At 72.0% G+C, this 17,373-nt stretch carries 16 protein-coding genes; 9 read left to right on the plus strand and 7 right to left on the minus strand.

Annotation, left to right across the window (positions count from 1 at the left end; all coding sequences use genetic code 11):
• Positions 1 to 51 precede the first annotated feature (51 nt).
• Together OF850_RS15655 and OF850_RS15660 are read left to right on the plus strand one after the other, a co-directional pair.
• Positions 52 to 1,287, plus strand: a complete 1,236-nt coding sequence (locus tag OF850_RS15655; RefSeq protein ID WP_301591218.1) for an MFS transporter — start codon at positions 52 to 54, stop codon at positions 1,285 to 1,287.
• Positions 1,288 to 1,296: 9 nt separating this feature from the next.
• Positions 1,297 to 2,301, plus strand: a complete 1,005-nt coding sequence (locus tag OF850_RS15660) for a C-terminal binding protein (protein WP_301591219.1) — start codon at positions 1,297 to 1,299, stop codon at positions 2,299 to 2,301.
• Here the strand turns inward: OF850_RS15660 and OF850_RS15665 are convergent.
• Complete coding sequence (locus OF850_RS15665; protein WP_301591220.1) at positions 2,279 to 2,998, minus strand: aspartate/glutamate racemase family protein; 720 nt, start codon at positions 2,996 to 2,998, stop codon at positions 2,279 to 2,281. The genes OF850_RS15660 and OF850_RS15665 overlap by 23 nt on opposite strands.
• A 127-nt stretch (positions 2,999 to 3,125) precedes the next feature.
• On the opposite strand from OF850_RS15665, the gene OF850_RS15670 reads away from it, so the two are divergent.
• From OF850_RS15670 to OF850_RS15690, 5 genes are all read left to right on the plus strand, one after another.
• Positions 3,126 to 4,739 (plus strand): ABC transporter substrate-binding protein, encoded by a 1,614-nt coding sequence (locus OF850_RS15670; RefSeq protein ID WP_301591221.1) that lies wholly within the window; start codon positions 3,126 to 3,128, stop codon positions 4,737 to 4,739.
• 171 nt (positions 4,740 to 4,910) lie between these two features.
• Positions 4,911 to 5,864 carry an ABC transporter permease gene (locus OF850_RS15675; protein ID WP_301591222.1) on the plus strand — a complete coding sequence of 318 codons (954 nt, stop codon included), beginning with the start codon at positions 4,911 to 4,913 and terminating at the stop codon, positions 5,862 to 5,864.
• A complete protein-coding gene (locus OF850_RS15680) occupies positions 5,861 to 6,763 on the plus strand; it encodes an ABC transporter permease (RefSeq protein WP_301591223.1) in 903 nt (300 codons plus the stop codon). Before OF850_RS15675 ends, OF850_RS15680 begins: the two co-directional genes overlap by 4 nt.
• Positions 6,764 to 6,886: 123 nt before the next feature.
• Positions 6,887 to 7,390 (plus strand): lipid-binding SYLF domain-containing protein, encoded by a 504-nt coding sequence (locus OF850_RS15685; protein WP_301591224.1) that lies wholly within the window; start codon positions 6,887 to 6,889, stop codon positions 7,388 to 7,390.
• Between the two features lie 89 nt (positions 7,391 to 7,479).
• A complete protein-coding gene (locus tag OF850_RS15690) occupies positions 7,480 to 8,049 on the plus strand; it encodes a lipid-binding SYLF domain-containing protein (RefSeq protein ID WP_301591225.1) in 570 nt (189 codons plus the stop codon).
• A 16-nt stretch (positions 8,050 to 8,065) separates the two neighbouring features.
• On the opposite strand, the gene OF850_RS15695 is transcribed toward OF850_RS15690, so the two are convergent.
• Together OF850_RS15695 and OF850_RS15700 are read right to left on the minus strand one after the other, a co-directional pair.
• Positions 8,066 to 8,704 (minus strand): glutathione S-transferase family protein, encoded by a 639-nt coding sequence (locus tag OF850_RS15695; protein WP_301591226.1) that lies wholly within the window; start codon positions 8,702 to 8,704, stop codon positions 8,066 to 8,068.
• Positions 8,701 to 10,101 carry a helix-turn-helix domain-containing protein gene (locus tag OF850_RS15700; protein WP_301591227.1) on the minus strand — a complete coding sequence of 467 codons (1,401 nt, stop codon included), beginning with the start codon at positions 10,099 to 10,101 and terminating at the stop codon, positions 8,701 to 8,703. Before OF850_RS15700 ends, OF850_RS15695 begins: the two co-directional genes overlap by 4 nt.
• A 156-nt stretch (positions 10,102 to 10,257) precedes the next feature.
• Between OF850_RS15700 and aceA the strand changes: the two genes are divergently transcribed.
• Positions 10,258 to 11,589 carry an isocitrate lyase gene (gene aceA, locus OF850_RS15705; protein WP_301591228.1) on the plus strand — a complete coding sequence of 444 codons (1,332 nt, stop codon included), beginning with the start codon at positions 10,258 to 10,260 and terminating at the stop codon, positions 11,587 to 11,589.
• A gap of 52 nt (positions 11,590 to 11,641) precedes the next feature.
• Positions 11,642 to 11,833, plus strand: coding sequence for a hypothetical protein (locus tag OF850_RS15710; protein WP_301591229.1), 192 nt, complete (start codon positions 11,642 to 11,644; stop codon positions 11,831 to 11,833).
• A gap of 8 nt (positions 11,834 to 11,841) precedes the next feature.
• Here the strand turns inward: OF850_RS15710 and OF850_RS15715 are convergent, their stop codons facing one another.
• The 4 genes from OF850_RS15715 to ybeY form a co-directional block, all read right to left on the minus strand.
• Positions 11,842 to 12,759, minus strand: coding sequence for an ADP-ribosylglycohydrolase family protein (locus OF850_RS15715; RefSeq protein ID WP_301591230.1), 918 nt, complete (start codon positions 12,757 to 12,759; stop codon positions 11,842 to 11,844).
• Positions 12,760 to 12,937: 178 nt separating this feature from the next.
• Positions 12,938 to 15,973 (minus strand): double-strand break repair protein AddB, encoded by a 3,036-nt coding sequence (gene addB, locus OF850_RS15720; protein WP_301591231.1) that lies wholly within the window; start codon positions 15,971 to 15,973, stop codon positions 12,938 to 12,940.
• A 48-nt stretch (positions 15,974 to 16,021) separates the two neighbouring features.
• A complete protein-coding gene (locus OF850_RS15725) occupies positions 16,022 to 16,906 on the minus strand; it encodes a hemolysin family protein (RefSeq protein ID WP_301591232.1) in 885 nt (294 codons plus the stop codon).
• Complete coding sequence (ybeY, locus tag OF850_RS15730; RefSeq protein WP_301591233.1) at positions 16,906 to 17,337, minus strand: rRNA maturation RNase YbeY; 432 nt, start codon at positions 17,335 to 17,337, stop codon at positions 16,906 to 16,908. Before ybeY ends, OF850_RS15725 begins: the two co-directional genes overlap by 1 nt.
• Between the last annotated feature and the right edge of the window lie 36 nt (positions 17,338 to 17,373).

The following is a 17,373-nucleotide window of genomic DNA, read 5'->3' on the forward strand; positions in this document are numbered from 1 at the left end:
GCGGCCCGTGCGAAGCCGATATCGCGCGGAAAACGCAACCAGGGGTTGAATATGACCACCTCTCATCCGCGCAGCCGCATCATCGCGGCGGGCGTCGTCGGCAACGTGCTCGAATGGTACGACTTCGCGGTGTTCGGCTACTTCGCCGCCGTGCTGGGCCGCCATTTCTTTCCGGCGCAAAACCCCACGGCGCAGATCCTTGCCACCTTCGGCGTCTTTGCCATCGGCTTCCTGATGCGTCCGCTGGGCGGCGCGCTGATCGGCGCCATCGGCGACCGGCACGGGCGGCGCGCGGCGCTCAACCTTTCCATCGTCACCATGGCCGTTCCCACGGTGCTGATCGGCCTGCTGCCCAGCTACGAGACGCTGGGCATCCTCGCCCCCACTCTGCTGGTGCTGCTGCGGATGATGCAGGGCCTGTCCGTGGGCGGGGAGTTCACCGCCTCCATGGTCTTCGTGGCGGAGCACGCGGCGCCCGGCCGCCAGGGCCTGACCATCTCCGCCGTCGCGGCCGGTGCCGGGGGCGGTCTGCTGCTGGGTTCGGGCACCGGCGCCCTGCTGAACGCCGTCATGTCGCCCGAGGCGCTGGCCGATTGGGGCTGGCGCATCCCCTTCCTGTTCGGCGCCGTCGTCGCGCTGGCGGGCTTCCTGCTCCGCCGCCACATGGTGGAGGCGCCTTCGCGCGAAAGCCACGCCGCGCCGCTGCGCGCCGTGCTGCGCACCCAGGGCGGGCTCGTGGCGCGCATGACCGGGCTCGCCGCCTTTGCCGGCGTCGCCTTCTACCTGGTCTTCGTCTACCTCGTGTCCTGGCTGCAGGTGGTGGATGGCATCCCGCCCGCCGCGGCGCTGGAGATCAACACCCTTTCCATGGCGCTGATGCTGCCAATGGTGGTCCTGGGCGGGTGGCTCGCGGATCGCTTCGGCCAGTTCGCGGTGATGCGCGTCGTGCTGGTCGCCGCGCTCATCGCCACCTGGCCGCTCTTCCTGCTGATGCACCATCCCGAGCCGCTGATGATACAGCTCGGCCAGCTGGGCTTCGTCGTGCTGGTGGGGCTGTATCTCGCGCCGCTGCCGGTCGCGCTGATGCGCGCCGCGCCGGCCGACCTGCGCTGCACGACCATGGCGCTGGGGCAGAACTTGGCGCTGGGGGCGCTGGGCGGCTGCGCGCCGCTGGTCGCGGCCTTCCTGATCGCGCGGAGTGGTGATGAGATGATGCCTGCCTTCATCATCATGGCGGCGACGGCGGTCAGCCTCGCCATGGCCTTCAGCTTCCGCGACCAACGATAAGGAAAGTCCTTGCTCACCCTCCTCGAACCCGAATCCCTCTACCCCGACACCGCGCTGGAGCAGCGCGTGCTGGGGGACACGATCCGCGTCCTCCAGGGCAACGCGAAGAAGTCGCTGCTGGAACTGCCGCAGGAACTCTGCGACCAGGCGGATGCGCTGATGACGCTGCGCATGGCCGTGCCGAAGGAAGCGCTGGACCGCTTCCCCAAGCTGCGCGTCGTGCTCCGCATGGGCGTCGGGTACGACCGGGTGGACCGCGCCGAATGCGCGCGGCGCGGCATCACCGTCTGCAACATCCCCGATTACGGGACCGAGGAGGTGGCGGACACCGCCATCGCCATGACGGTGGCGCTGCGGCGCGGCCTGCCGCTGTATCACGACGCGATGCGCGCCGACCCGCCCTGCCCCTGGGGCGTCATCCGCTCGCCGATCGTGCGGCGTTTCCGCGGCCAGGGCTTCGGCGTGCTGGGCCTCGGGCGGATCGGCACGGCGGCGGCGCTGCGGGCCAAGGCGCTGGGCTTCCGGGTGTCCTTCTTCGACCCCTATCTGCCCAACGGCGCAGACCGGGCGCTGGGCCTCACGCGGATGGACAGCCTGGAGGCGCTGATGCGCGAATCCGACGTGCTGTCCATCCATTGCCCGCTGACGCGGGACACGCGCGGCCTGGTCGGCGCGGCGGAACTCGCGGCGCTGCCGGAGGGCGCGGTGGTGGTGAACACGGCGCGCGGCCCCATCCTCGACCTGGACGCGCTGGAGGCCGGGCTGCGCTCCGGCCGCATTGCGGGCGCGGGGCTGGACGTCCTGCCGGTGGAGCCGCCCGTGCCCGAGCCCGCGCTGCTCCAGGCCTATCGGGCGGGGGAGGATTGGCTCCGCGGCCGGCTCCTGATCCTGCCGCACATCGCCTTCCACTCGCCCGAAGCCTGGGACGACATCCGGCTCAAGGCGGCGGAAACCATGCGCGACGTGCTGGTGCGCGGGCGGCGCACCAACGTCATCCCGCCAGAATCCGACTGAGCGGGGCGGAGAGACCCACCGAAGGCGCCGGCTGCATCGGCGCCGTGCCCGGCCGCGCGCCGGGCAGGTCCTCCAGCGTTGCCTCCAGGCAGTCCAGCACCGGCACCGGCACCAGCGGGCGGAGGCGAGGCGCCAGCCCGACAAGGCCGGCGCCGCCCAGCACCAGGCATCCGGCGCCTGCCGCCGCCTCTTCCTGCGCCACCTCGGCCAGCAGGGCCAGGGCGCGGTCGGGCTCGCGGGCGATCATGTCCCCGGTGGGCGGCACGGCGGCGACGCGCACCCGGTCCGGTCCGTGGCCGCGCAGCAGGGCGAATTCGCGCAGCATGGGCACCCAGGCCTCACCGCCCGTCAGCAGCGAGACGGTGGGCGCGACCCGCAGCGCGGCGGAGATGGAGGAATCCGCGAGCCCGAGCACCGGGATGGGCAGCGCCTCCCGCGCCGCCTCCAGCCCCGGATCGCCGAAGCAGGCGATGATCGCGGCGTCGAAGCCTTCCCCGTTGCCGCGCCCCACGCGCTCGGCCAGCGTGTCCAGCACCGCATGGGCGGCGATCGCGGCGGCGGCGCGGGTGGCGATGTAGCGTGCCCCGAAACGCACAGTCGCCGGCACCACCTCGTGCGGGCACAGGGCGCGGGCGGCTCCAGCCAGGCGCTCGGTGATGGCGGGGTCGGTGTTGCCGTTGAGGAGGAGAAGCTTCATCGGCGGGCAGTGATGCCGCCTCCTTGGGCAAAGGCAAGGCCCCAGGTCGCAAACGGGTGAGGCGGAAATGCTTGCGCCGGGAGCGCGGCCCCTTTCCAATCGCCCCCGTCATCAGGGAGACAACAACATGCGCCTGCGCCACGCGCTCCTCGCGGCCTTGCTGCCGGCGGCCTTGCTCGCCGCGCAGCCAGCCGCCGCCCAGGGTACCATCCGCATCGGCATGACGGCGGCGGACATCCCGCTGACGCATGGCCAGCCCGACCAGGGCTTCGAGGGCAACCGCTTCACCGGCATCCCGCTTTATGACGGGCTCACCGCGTGGGACCTGTCGAGCGCGGATCGCGCCTCCACCGTCATTCCTGGCTTGGCGACGGAATGGTCGGTGGACCCGAACGACCGCACGCGCTGGGTGTTCCGCCTGCGGCCGGGCGTGAAGTTCCACGACGGCAGCGACTTCAACGCCGACGCGGTGGTGTGGAACGTTCGCAAGGTGCTGGACCGCGAGGCGCCGCATTTCGATCCGCGCCAGGTGGGCGTGACGGCCAGCCGCATGCCGACGCTGCGCCGCGCCGAGAAGATCGACGACATGACGGTCGCTCTCTTCACCAGCGAGCCGGACTCCCTCCTGCCCATTAACCTCACCAACCTGTTCATGGCGAGCCCGGCGCACTGGGAGCGGCTGCGCGCGCAGCACCCGAATGCCGAGGCGACGTGGAACGCCTTCGCCGCCAATCCGTCCGGCACCGGTCCCTTCCGCCTGACGCGCTTCGTCCCGCGCGAGCGGGCGGAGATGACGCGCTACGACAATTACTGGGGCGAGAAGGCGCGCGCCGAGCGCATCGTGCTGCTGCCGATCCCGGAGGCCAATGCGCGCACCGCCGCGCTGCTCTCCAACCAGGTGGACTGGATCGAGGCGCCAGCGCCCGACGCGGTGCAGCAGCTGCGTTCGCGCAACATGCAGATCGCCTCCAACCCGCAGCCGCATGTCTGGCCCTGGCAGCCCTGCTTCCTGGAGCATTCGCCGCTGCGCGACGTGCGCGTGCGGCGGGCCATCAACCTCGCCATCGATCGCGACGGGCTGCGACAGCTGCTGAGCGGCATGATGCAGCCCGCCGTCAGCACCTACCCGGCGGGGCATCCCTGGTACGGCAACCCGTCCTTCAACATCCGCACCGACAAGGCCGAGGCGCGGCGCCTGCTGGCCGAGGCGGGCTACACCCAGCAGCGGCCGCTGACGCTGCGGGTGCAGATCAGCGCTTCCGGCTCCGGCCAGATGCAGCCGCTGCCGATGAACGAGTTCCTGCAGCAGGACCTGCGGCAGGTGGGCGTGAACGTCGAGTTCGACGTGATCGAGTGGAACGCGCTGTTCACCAACTGGCGCAACGGCTGCGGCCACGCCTCGGCGCGCGGGGCGCATGCCATCAACGTGTCCTTCTCGGCCATGGACCCGTTCTTCGCCCTGGTGCGCTTCTACGACAGCAAGATGGCCGCGCCGACCTCCAACAACTGGGGCATGTTCAACGACCCCCGTTTCGACCGGCTGGTGGCCGAGGCGCGCAACGCCTTCGAGCCGGCGGAGCGCGACGCCGCCCTGGCGCGGCTGCACGCGGCCGGCGTGGACGAGGCGCTGTTCATCTGGATCGCGCATGACGTGGGGCCCCGCGCCATGAGCCCGCGCGTGCGCGGCCACATCCAGCCGCGAAGCTGGTTCGTGGACCTGCGCCTGCCCTACATTCAGTGATCCCCGCGAATCCGCTTCGCCGTTTCGCGGGGTCCCCGTTCGGGCGCCAGTTCCTGGACGGTCCAGCATCCTCCCGCGGCAGAACCGCGGGAGGCCCCCGCAGGGGGCCAGTTTCGGAGGCTCGCCGGTCCTTCACCGGCGGGCCAGGTATCAAGGCGGGGTGACCGGCTGATGTTCCTTTATCTCGTGAAGCGGACGATCTACGCGATTCCCATCGCGCTCGCGGTGGGGTTCGTGTGCTTCATGCTGGTGCAGATCGCTCCCGGCGACCCGATCAACGCCATCGTGCCGCCCGACGCCTCGGAGGAGCTAGTCGAGCAGGTGCGGCGCGACTACGGGCTGGACAAGCCGTTGCCGGTGCAGTTCGGGCTGTGGCTTCTGAAGGTGGTGCAGGGCGATCTCGGCCGTTCGCTCGCCACCGGGCGGCCGGTCTGGGCCGATCTTTCCTCCGCCATCGGCAACACGTTGACGCTGGCCGTCGCGGCCTCCCTGATCGGCTTCGTGCTGGGCTGCGTGCTGGGCGGGCTGGCGGGGACCTTCCGCGGCTCGGTCCTCGACCGCGTGGCGGTGACGACGGCGGTGGCCGGCGTGTCCGTGCCGCATTACTGGCTCGGCATGGTGCTGGTGGTGATCTTCTCCGTCCAGCTCAACTGGCTGCCCGCCATGGGCGCGGGGCCGGGCGGCTCCTCCGACTGGGTCTGGGATTGGGAGCACCTGCAGCACCTCGTCCTGCCGGCCGTGACACTTTCCGTCATCCCCATGGGCATCGTCACCCGCACCGTGCGCGGCATCGTGGCGGAGATCATGAACCAGGAATTCGTCACCGCCCTGCGCGGCAAGGGGCTGACGCGCATGGCGATCTTTCTCCATGTCGTGAAGAACGCCGCGCCCAACGCCCTCGCGGTGATGGGGCTCCAGCTCGGCTACCTGATGGGCGGGTCCATCCTGGTGGAGACGGTGTTCTCCTGGCCCGGCACCGGCCTCCTGCTCAACAGCGCCATCTTTCAGCGCGACCTGCCGGTTCTCCAGGGCACGATCCTGGTGCTGGCCATGTTCTTCGTGGCGCTGAACCTTTGCGTGGACCTCATCCAGACCGCCCTCGACCCCAGGATCAAGCGCGCATGAGCACCACCACCGCCGCCGCTGCCGAGCTTGCCGTCCAGGCGAAGGAAGCCGCGCTCCGCTCCGAGGGCTACTGGGCCGGGGTGTGGAAGCGGCTGCGCCGCGACCCGGTGACCATCGCCTGCGCCTCCGTCCTCCTCCTCATGCTGCTGGTGATCGTCTTCGCGCCCCTGGTCGCGCCGCACGACCCCTACCAGGGCAGCATGATCCGAAGGTTGCGACCCATCGGCACCGACAACCACCTCCTCGGTACGGACGAGCTGGGGCGCGACATGCTGACGCGCCTGATCTTCGGCGGGCGGCTGTCCTGGTTCATGGGCATTGTGCCCGTCTTCCTCGCCTTCCTGATCGGCACGACGCTGGGCGTGCTGGCGGGCTTCGCGGGCGGGCGGGTGAACATGCTGATCATGCGCGTCACCGACGTGTTCTACGCCTTCCCTTCCGTGCTGCTGGCCGTCGCCATCTCCGGCGCGCTGGGGGCGGGGATCGTGAACGCCATCCTGGCGCTGACCCTGGTCTTCGTGCCGCAGATCATCCGCGTGGCGGAAAGCGTGACCACGGGCGTGCGCAACCTGGACTTCGTGGAGGCGGCGCGCGCCTCCGGCGCCTCGGCCTTCACCATCGTGCGGGTGCACGTGCTGGGCAACGTGCTGGGGCCGATCTTCGTCTACGCCACCAGCCTGATCAGCGTGTGCATGATCCTCGCCTCCGGCCTGTCCTTCCTGGGCCTCGGCACGCGCCCGCCGGAGCCGGAATGGGGGCTGATGCTGAACACGCTGCGCACCGCCATCTACGTGCAGCCCTGGGTGGCGGTGCTGCCCGGCGCCTGCATCTTCGTCACCTCCATCTGCTTCAACCTCGTCTCCGACGGGCTGCGGCAGGCGATGGACGTGAAGGGCTGACGCAGCCAGCCTTTCACGTTCAGGCGGGGGCAAGGGGGCGCGCCCTGCGCGCCCATCCGCCTCAAGATCCCAAGTAACCAATGGCGCCCCCACGCGTTGCCCTGGGAAACACCCGGGACTGCCATGTCACCCTTGCCCCGCCGCGCCCTTCCGGTGCTGCTTTCCGCCCTGTGCCTCGCCCCTGTCGCCGCCCGCGCCACCTCGGACGGGGAGGCCTGGGTGCTGCTCGACCGCCTGCGCGAGGGGCCGGCCTCCGGGCTGGCGCGTGAAGCGCATGCGGCCCTGCTCTTCCCCCGCATCACCCGGCGCGGCTTCACCGTCCCCGGCCAGCATGCGGAGGGGACCGGCATCGGCCCCCAGGGTCCGCTGGGGCGCTTCGGCCTCGCCGCGCCCCCCTTCGCCGTGCTGGGCGAGGAAGACAGCGCGGCGCTGGCGGTGCTGTTCATGACGGAAGGGGCGCTGCGGCCCCTGCTCCATGCCGGGCTGTGGCATTTCGGCGCGCCCACCGCCGGTCCCGTGCTGGCGCTGCGGATGACGGAGCGCGACGTCGCCCCGCTTCCGACGCCGGAGGGTGCGCGGCTGTTCCGCCTTTCCCATCCCCGCGCGGACGCCATCTCCGCCATCTGAGCCACGCAGGCGGAACGCTTCGGCGCGCCGGTCAACCTCCCGCACGGGATGGCGTTGCCAGCGCATCCCGATGCCTCGGAGGCTCCGCCATGCCCTGCTTCACTCGCCGCAGCCTCGCGGCGCTGTTTCCCGCCGCCGCGCTGACCGGCGCGGCCCTCGCCCGTCCCGCCCAGGCCCAGGGCTCCTCCCGCGCCGAGATCGACGCCGAGGTGCAGGCCGCACTTCAGCGCCTGCGCGGCATGGAGAACGCGGCACCGCTTTTCCGCCAGGCGCGGGCGGTGCTGGTCTTCCCGCGCATCATCCAGGGCGGCTTCATCGTCGGTGGCCAGTATGGCGAAGGCGCCGCGCTCCAGAACGGCCGCACGGTGGGCTACTACAACATCGCCGGCGCGTCCTTCGGGCTGCTGGCCGGCGCGCAGTCCGCGGGCCTCGCCATGTTCTTCATGACCGAAGATGCGCTCCAGGCGCTGATGGCGGCCGATGGGTGGGAGATCGGCACCGGCCCCTCCGTCGTGGTGCTCGATCGCGGCGTGCAGGCCAACGTCACCGCCACCACCCTGGCGGAGCCGGTCTACGCCATCACCTTCAACCAGCAGGGGCTGATGGCGGCGCTGGCGATCAACGGCACCAAGATCAGCCGGATCGACCCCCGGGGCTGACGCTTCTCGCGCCGCGTCAATGCAGGCGCGGCGCGACCCAGCGCCGGAAGCCCGGCCTTTCGCCGAGCCGCGCGTACCACTCCTCCAGCGCGGGGAAGCGCGGCATGTCCGGCACCCGCACCTCCTCGCCGAACCAGCGCCGGGCGAAGCTGCCCAGCGCGATGTCGGCGAGGGTGAAGCGGTCGCCCTCGATGAAGCGCCGCCCTTCGGCGAGGCGCCGGTCCAGGATCGACCAGCACACGGCGCTGTCCTCCACTGCCTTCTGGACCAGCGCCATGTCGCGCTTGTCCTCCGGCGTGCGCACCATGCCCCAGAACAGGTTGCGCTCGGCGGGGGAGAGGGTGGAAAGCTGCCAGTCCAGCCAGCGATCCACCCCCGCGCGGCGGCCCGGCTCGGCCGGGTAGAGGCCGCGCGCGTCGCCGCCTTCCAGCAGGCAGAGGTAGCGGCAGATCGTGTTGCTTTCCCAAAGCTCGACATCGCCGTGGCGCAGCGAGGGGATGCGGCCATTGGGATTCAGCGCGCGATACTCCGGCGTGTCCACCAGGCCGAAGGCCATGCCGGCATCCACGCGCTCATAGGGCATGTCCAGCTCGTTGAAGGTCCAGAGCGCCTTGATGACGTTGATGCTGTTGGCGCGGCCGTAGAGGGTGATCATCGCGTTTCCCGCTTCTCGAAGCGCCAGGGTGCCGCGCTGTCCTCGTTGGCGTCCAGACGCAGCCGGTGCTCCAGCGGCGGAAAGGCGCGGGAGCGGCAATCGGGCCGCTCGCACAGGCGACAGGAAAGGCCGATGCCGACCTTCGCAGCCTGGAGGTCCAGCCCGTCGCCATAGGCCACCTCCGCCGCGCGGCCGAGGTCGCAGCCCATGGCGACGACCTGCATCGGCGCCGGCTCGCCCCAGCGCGGCGCGACGCCGTGCATGGCGCGGGCGAAGCACAGGAAGGCGGCGCCATCCTCCAGCTCCGCCACCTGCACCCGCACCTGCCCCGGCGAGGCGAAGGCGTGGTGCACCACCCATTTCGGGCAGTTGCCGCCGAAGCGCGCGAAGGGGAAGCCGGCGGCGGAAAAGCGCTTGGTCACGTTGCCCGCGGGGTCGAGGCGCAGGAAGAAGAAGGGCACGCCGCGCGCCCCGTCGCGCTGCAGCGTCGCCATGCGATGCGCCGCCTGCTCGAAGGACACGCCAAAACGCGCGGCCAGCGCGTCCACGTCGTGCCGCAGCATCCGCGCGGCATGCAGGAAGGGCGCATAGGGCATGAGCAGCGCCGCGGCGGCGTAGTTCAGCAGGCCGATGCGGATCAGCGACGCCGCCTCCGCTGTGCTCGGCTCGGCGCCCGTCATCGCGGCCTCCACCGCCTCGCGCGCCTCCAGCAGCATCAGCTGGAAGGCGAGGCGGAAGCCGCGCCCCTCGCGCGGCAGGGATTCGCTCAGCGTCAGGCGGCGCGTCGCGGGGTCGAAGCGGCGATCGGCCTCGGGCATGGGCGCCACCTCGACGCGCACGCCATGGGTGCGGCGCAGGCGCTCGGCGATGGCGTGGTTCATCTCTGCGGGGGCAGCGCCCATCTCGCGCCCCATCGCCTCGGCGGCTTCCTCCAGAGCGGGGAAGTGGTTGTTGCGCTCGCCGAAGAAGTCGCGCGCCTCCTCCGTCGGCAGGAGAAGGCGGCGGCCGGAGGGGAGCGCGATGCCGCTCGCATCCTCGCGCGCCACGCGCCAGGCGCGATACAGCGCCAGCACCCCCCGCGCGGCGTTGGGCGCGGCGGCGGCCATGGCACGGATCTCCTCCTCCGGCAGCGCCTCGATGCCCAGCAGCGGGTCGGACAGCACCTCGCGCAGCCCGGCCTCGATCTGCCGCTCCGCCTGGCCCGACAGCGCGGCGAGATCCACGCCCAGCGCCTCGGTCAGCTTGAACAGGACGGAGGCGGTGACGCCGCGCTGATCGTGCTCGATCAGGTTCAGGTAGGAGGCGGAGATGCCGAGCCGCACGGCCAGGGCCTGCTGCGTCAGCCCGCGATCGCCGCGCAGGCGGCGGATGGTGCGGCCGATCAGGGGTTTCGCCATGGCATCTCCGATTTACAAGCTTCACGGATTTTCGGACCGCGCCGTCAAGCCATTCACAGTCTTGCGCCGCACCATCGACAATGAGGGGCGCTTTTCTGCGTTGCAATGTCAATTCTTCACTCAGCCGGACCGACCGGCACCTTCACGGAGACGGACATGCGCCACGCACCCCAGCCCCACCACGCCCCCGATGGCGGCCACGGCACGCCGCCGGCCGGCCCGGGCCACGACCCCTCGCGCTTCGAGGGCATCCGCCGCGACTACACCCCGGCCGACGTGGCGCGCCTCGCCGGCTCCTTCCGCGTGCAGCACACGCTGGCGGAGAACGGGGCGCGGCGGCTGTGGCACCTGCTGAAGACCGAGCACCACGTCCACACGCTGGGCGCGCTGACCGGGATGCAGGCGCTGCAGCAGGTGAAGGCCGGGCTGAAGGCGATCTACCTGTCGGGCTGGCAGGTGGCGGCGGACGCCAACAGCGCGGCCACCATGTATCCGGACCAGTCGCTCTACCCGGTGGATTCCGTCCCCACCGTGATCCGCCGCATCAACAACGCGCTGCGCCGTGCTGACCAGATCGCGACGCTGGAGCGGCATGACGGGACGGGCGACGACCGCACCCACTACATGGCCCCCGTGATCGCCGATGCCGAGGCCGGATTCGGCGGCGCGCTGAACGCCTATGAGCTGATGCGCGCGATGATCGAGGCCGGCGCGGCGGGCGTGCATTTCGAGGACCAGCTGGCCTCGGAAAAGAAGTGCGGCCACTTGGGCGGCAAGGTGCTGGTGCCGATCTCCCAGCACATCCGCACCCTGAACGCCGCGCGCCTCGCCGCCGACGTGGAGGGGACCTCCACCGTGCTGCTGTGCCGCACCGACGCGGAATCGGCCCAGCTCCTCACCAGCGACGTGGATGAGCGCGACCGTCCCTTCATCAGCGGCGAGCGCACGCCGGAGGGCTTCCACCGCATCACCAAGGGCATGGGGAAGAAATACGCCATCGCGCGCTCCCTCGCCTACGCGCCCTATGCCGACCTGCTCTGGTGGGAAACCTCGGACCCCGACCTGCAGGATGCGCGCGACTTCGCGGAGGCGATCCACCGCGAGTTCCCGGGCAAGATGCTGGCCTATAACTGCTCGCCCTCGTTCAACTGGCAGCGCAAGATGGGCGTCGAGGCGGCGACGAAGTTCCAGCACGAGCTGGGCGCCATGGGCTACAAGTTCCAGTTCGTGACCCTGGCCGGGTTCCACTCGCTGAACCTGTCCATGTTCAACCTCGCCCGCGGCTACGCGGAGCGCGGCATGGGTGCCTACAGCGAGCTGCAGCAGGCCGAGTTCGCGGCGGAAGGCGAGGGCTTCACCGCCGTGCGCCACCAGCGCGAGGTGGGTGTCGGCTATTTCGACGCCGTCGCCAATGCGGCTGCAGGCGGCCAGTCCTCCACCACCGCCATGAAGGACTCCACCGAGACCGCGCAGTTCCACCACGCCTGACCCGATCAACAGGGGCCGGGCAGTCCGGCCCCACCAACCGGAGAACACGACCATGAACCACGACGATCACGACGACGGCCTGGTGCATCCGCATGGCTGGGCGCGCGAGGCTGCCTCCCCCGCCGCGTCGCGCGCGCAGATCGCCGCCGCGATGAACGCGCACCCCGCTCAGATGGAGCACGACGAAGGGCTGGTCCACTCCCACGGCTGGGCCTGCTCGGAGCGGGGCCGGATGGCGGGCTGACGCGCCCCTCAGCCTTCCTCGAGACCCGCATCGTAGAGCGCCCCGGCCAGCTCCAGCAGCCGGGGCGCATCGTGCAGCTGGTCCAGCCAACGGCGCGGAATTCCCGAAAGCCCCCAAAGCGCGCCGGCCAGCTGGCCGGTCACGGCGCCCACCGTGTCCGCGTCGTCGCCCAGGTTCACGGCGCGCAGCACCGCCTCCTCGAAATCCGCCGCGCCGTCCAGCGACCAGAGCGCCGCCTCCAGCGTGTGCACCACGTAGCCGGAGGAGGAGATGGATTGCTCCGGCTGCCCGCGCCACTTGCCGGCGGCGATGGCGCGGATGCGCGGGGGCAGGCCCTTGCGCGGGCGCGGCGCCAGCGCATCCGCCCGCCCGGCTATGAGGTCGCACAGCAATTCGCAGAGCAGGATGCAGGCCGCGAGGGTGACGGGCGTGGCGTGGGTGACGCGCGACTGTCGCTCGGCCACCAGTTCCGCCCGGCCCGAGTCGCGCCAGAAGCGCAGCGCCACGGGGGCGAGGCGCATGATGGAACCATTGCCCGCCGCATCGGGCGAAGGGTCGCCGGCGAACGGATTGCCGCTGCGCTCGAACCGCGCCAGCGCGGCGCGGGTGGCGTTGCCGATGTCGAAGCAGGTGCCGGTGGCGCTGTTCTCGCCCTCGCGCCACCAGCGGCAGAAGCGCTCCATCAGGTCGCGCTCGTCCAGGCGTGGGTGAGCCAGCAGGCTTTCGGCGAGGCAGATCGCCATGCTGGTGTCGTCGGTCCACTGGCCCGGCTCAAGGCGGAACGGGCCGCCGCCGGTCATCTCCGCCACCGGGGCGAAGGTGCCCCGCGCACGGAACTCGACCGTGGTGCCGAGGGCATCACCGACCGCGAGGCCGAGGAAGCAGCCAAGGGCCCGGTCGCGGGCGGGGTCGTCATGCGTGCTCATTCGGTGCGTTCCCGTGAAACGGCGGCGCCGTGCCGGCGCAGCAGTGCATGGGCGCGAGTCAGCTTCTCATGCCGGTCGAGCATGACCCTCCCCAGGCGGATTGTTGCAGTCCCAACCCTATGCTGCGGGAGCTTAACCGGATGTCAACAACAAAGCCACTTGTCGAGGGGGCCGCGCCCTAGCCTGCCGCCCCGGAGGACCATTCGGCGATGCGGGCGAGGTGGGCGTAGTCGCCCCTGGCGGGGCGCGCGGGATGGGGACGCGACAGAAAGGGGGCGCTGCCGAGGAGGAAGCGATCCGCCAGCCCTTCCACGGAACGCCGCGCCTCTTCCAGCAGGGATTCCAGTTCCGCGCCCAGGGGGCGGACCTTGCCCGGCTCCAGCGCGCCGGAAAGCTGCCAGTATTCCAGTTCGCGCACCGGGCCGGGGCGGATGCCCTCGAAGGCCCCGGCCTCGGCCAGCAGCCCTTCCAGGGGAAGCTGCGGTTCCGAACCCTCGCGCACCGCCTTCTGCGAGGGGGGCTGGCCGGTCTTGAAGTCCACGATACGGATGGCGCCGTCCTTCAGCACGTCCAGCCGGTCGGCCCGCGCTTCCAGCGCAACGGCCCCAGCCGGGCGGCGCAGGGTGAGCTTGGCCTCCGCCTCCGCATGCGCCTCGGCAAGGCCGGGGCGCAGCGACGCCTCAAGCCCGCGCACGAAGCCGCCGATCCGCCCCAGCCGCGGGCGCCACAGCGCCTCCACGGCCGGGCGCAGATGGGCGCGCGCGATGGCCTCGTCCTGCGCGGCGTCCCAGAGGCGCCTTGCCGCCGCCTCGCCCGGCCAGGCGGGGGGCAGCGCGTCCAGGAAGCGGTGGATCGCGGAATGGACCAGCGTGCCGTAATCGGCCGAGCCCGGCTCCTGTTCCAGCGGCGCCAGCGCGCGCAGGCGGAGGATGCGCTGGGCGTAGAAGGCGTAGGGATCGGCCAGCAGGGTCCGGACGTCGCTGACCGTGACTCGGCTGGGCCGCGCCTCGGCGGGAGGCGCGATGGCGGGGCGGGTGCAGGGGCGCGGCGGCTCGGCCGAGCGGTCAAGCGCCTCCGCCCAGGCGGGGGCGGCGGAAAGCGGCACGCCGAGCCCCGGACGCTGGCCGCGCAGGAAGGTGGAAAGCCGCGTCAGCCAGCGCGCCGGCACCGTGGGGGAGCCGCCCCGCCGCGCGGCGCGGGACAGCGTCACCTCGCGCCCCGAGCAGGCGACGGACAGGAAATCCGCCGCGACGCGGCCGATGCGAAGCTCGGGCGGCGGCAGGCCGAAATCGCGACGCATCGGGCGGGACATCCAGGGGCCGGGATCGGCGGCGAGTGGCCACACCGTCTCGTCCAGCGCGCCCAGCACCACGCAGTCGAAGTCGAGGAGCCGCGCCTCCAGCAGGCCCAGGATCTCCACATGCGGGTGCGCCTGTTCCCTGCGGCCGCGCGACACGCGGGGGCAGGCGGTGGTGCCGAGCGACAGCGCCGCCTCGAACAGGGCGGGCCACTCGGCGGGCTGCACGGGCGGCATCTCCGCCATGGCCGGACGCAACAGGGTGAGGTGGCGGGCCAGCGCCTCGCCTTCCGCATGGGCGTAGAGGCGCAGGCCGCCGGGGCGCGACGGCGTCTCGGCCAGCCGCTCCGCCGCCGCCAGATGCTCGTCGAACAGGTCCAGGGCGGGGCGCAGCGGCGCGGTGCGCGGCAAGGAGTGGAAGGGGCCGAGCGCCGTCTCCAGCGACGAGACGAGGCGCTCCAGCAGCGCCATCCGGTCCAGGTCGGCGCGGTCGCCGGCAAAAGCAGCGGCGATTCCCGCGCGCAGCCCACGGAAGCCCGGCCCCGGCGAGGGGCCGCGCAGCACCGCCACCTCCAGCCGCCGCACCGCCGCGAGCCAGTCCGGCCTTTCCCAGCCGCAGGCGGCAAGCGGGTGCTTCATCACCGAAAGCAGCGAGACCGGCCCGCATTCCCCGGCGGCGAGATGGGCGACGAGGCGCAGGAAATTGCCGTTGGGCGTGGCGGAAAGGCGCTGCCCGGCGCTGTCCTCCGCCAGGATGCCATGGCGGGGCAACTCGGAGGCGACGCGGCAGGCAAGGTCGCGATCCGGCGTCACCAGCGCGGCCCGGGCGCCCGGCCGTTCCAGCGCGCCGCGCAGCGTCAGGGCGATGGCGGCGGCCTCCGCCTGCGCGTCCGGCGCCTCGATCTGCGTCATCCCCGCCATGGCCTCGCTCCAGCGGCGCGGACGGCGGTCCATCCAGGCGCGCAGCCCCTCGGCGGGCAGCAGCGCGGAGCCGAGCAGTGCCGGACGGTCGGCGCGGGGCGGCTGGTCCGCGGTCCAGTCCCGTGCATCCGCCATCGTCGCACCCATGCGGCGCAGCATGCGGCGCTGCCCGGCGAAGGGATGGGTGCAGCTGTCCAGCAGGTGCTCGTCCGGCACGCGGGCGGTGGCCGGGTCCTCGCCGGCCAGGACCACGAAGCCGCGCGGGAGGCGCGTGGCGACGACGCGCAGCAGGTCGGCGGCGGCGGGGACGGTGCCGCCCAGCCCGATCCCGGCGGCGATCACCGGCGTTTCAGGCGGGTCGTCCTCCCAGGCGGTGCGCTGCGCCTTCAGCGCGAGGACGCGGCGCACGCCGATGTCGAGCAGCCCTTCCGCATCCAGCCAGCCCTGCCACTCCCCCACCACGCCGCGCAGGAAGGTGGTGGTGATCTGCCAGTGCGTCGCCAGCTTCTCCGGCGCCAGATCCTCCAGCCGCGCGAGCCAGGCATCGGTGAGCCGGGCCGGGTCGTCGGGGATCGGCTCCGCCTCCTCCAGCGCGATCTCGTCCAGGAGGCGTGCGAGTTCGCCGGCCAGCTCCCAGGCGTGGCGTGCGGTGGGCGGACCGCCGGCATGGCGCGGCCAGCGCGCCACGAATCGCGCAAGCACCGCCTGGCGGCGCAACGCCTCCACCGCCGGCGGCAGCTCCAGCAGGGCGGGAAGCTGCAGCTCGTCCGCATCCTCCACCGACAGACCGGCGAGGGCGCGAAGCTGCGGCAGCAGCAGCGCCTCCTTTTCCGACGCGTCGAGGAAGGCGCGGTGCGCCGCGCGGGCGGAGCGCTGCGTGGGCAGGAGGATGAGGCTGCGCGGCAGCGCATCCGCCTCGCCACCCAGTCGCTGCATCACGCCCCGCGCCAGAGTGGGCAGGAAGGGCAGGCCGAGCGGGATGCGGAAGAGGCGCATTCGCCACCCTAACGCGGAAGGCGGGGGGTGCCGCTAGCGGGGCTTCCCTTATTCTGCGGCGGCCTTGATCGGGGGCTTGCGGACGCGCAGCCGCCGGATGCGGCGCGCATCGGCATCCAGCACGCGAAATTCGAGCCCGGAGGAGGGGTGGGAAACGATCTCGCCCTTCGCGGGGACGCGCCCCGCCAGGGTGAAGACCAGCCCGCCGACCGTGTCGATGTCCGAGGCGCGCTCCTCCTCCGTCAGCACGGGGCCCAGCCGCGTTTCGAAAGCCTCCACCGGGGTGCGCGCGTCGAGTTCCAGCACGCCCTCGGCGCGCTCGATGATCTGCGGCGCGGCGAGTTCGTCATGCTCGTCGGAGATGTCGCCGACGATGGTCTCGACCAGGTCCTCGATGGTGACGATGCCGTCGATGCCGCCATACTCGTCCACCACGAGGGCGAGGTGGACGCGCTCCATCCGCATCCGCAGCAGGAGGTCCAGCACGGGGACGGAGGGGACCACCAGCAGCGGCTTGCGCAGGATGGCGCGCAGCGAGAAGCCTTCCGAGCGGCCCAGCCGGGCGATCACGTCCTTGATGTGGACCATGCCCTGGATGTCGTCGAGCTCGCGGCCATAGACCGGGTAGCGGCTGTGGCCCTCGCGCTGCACGAAGTCGAGCACCTGCGCGAAGTCCATGTCCACCTGCAGCGCGATGATGTCGGCGCGCGGCAGCATCACGTCATAGGCGGTGGCGCCGCGCAGCTTGAGCACGTTGCGCAGCAGGGCGCGCTCATGCGGGCCCAGCGCCTCGGCCTGCTCGCCTTCCTGCTCGACGCTGGGGGCCTCCTGCTCGGTGAGCAGCGCCTCGACGCTTTCGCGCAGATTGGCCTCCCGCCGCGCGAAGAGCGAGCGGATGCGGCTCAGCAGGAGGGGTGGGGAATCGCTCGGCATCAGGCGGCCACCCGCCAGGGATTGGGGAAGCCGAGGCGACGGAGGATGCGCGCCTCCGCCCGCTCCATCCGCGCCGCCTCGCCCGGGGCGATGTGGTCGTGGCCGAGGAGGTGCAGCGTGCCGTGCACCACGAGATGGGTGAAATGGGCGGGCAGCGAACGTCCCTCCCGCAGGGCCTCCCGCCGCACCGTGCCGAGCGAGACGGCGAGGTCGCCCAGGGTCAGCGCGCCAGGGGGGGCGGGAAAGGACAGGACGTTGGTCGCCTTCTCCTTGCCGCGAAACCCGCCATTGAGGCGCCGGATCTCCGCATCGTCGGTGAGGAGGATGGAAACGTGCCCGTCCTCGCCCCCATCGGCCAGGGCCGCGGCGACCGCGCGGCGGGCAAGGCTTTCCACCCGGGGCAAGGCAGCGCGCCAGCCCGGGGCGTTCATGGTGATGTCGAGCCCGGGAGCGGCGAAACCGTCCCC

It is taken from the genome of Sabulicella glaciei (genome assembly GCF_026183895.1).
In the GTDB taxonomy this organism is placed as follows: domain Bacteria; phylum Pseudomonadota; class Alphaproteobacteria; order Acetobacterales; family Acetobacteraceae; genus Roseococcus; species Roseococcus glaciei.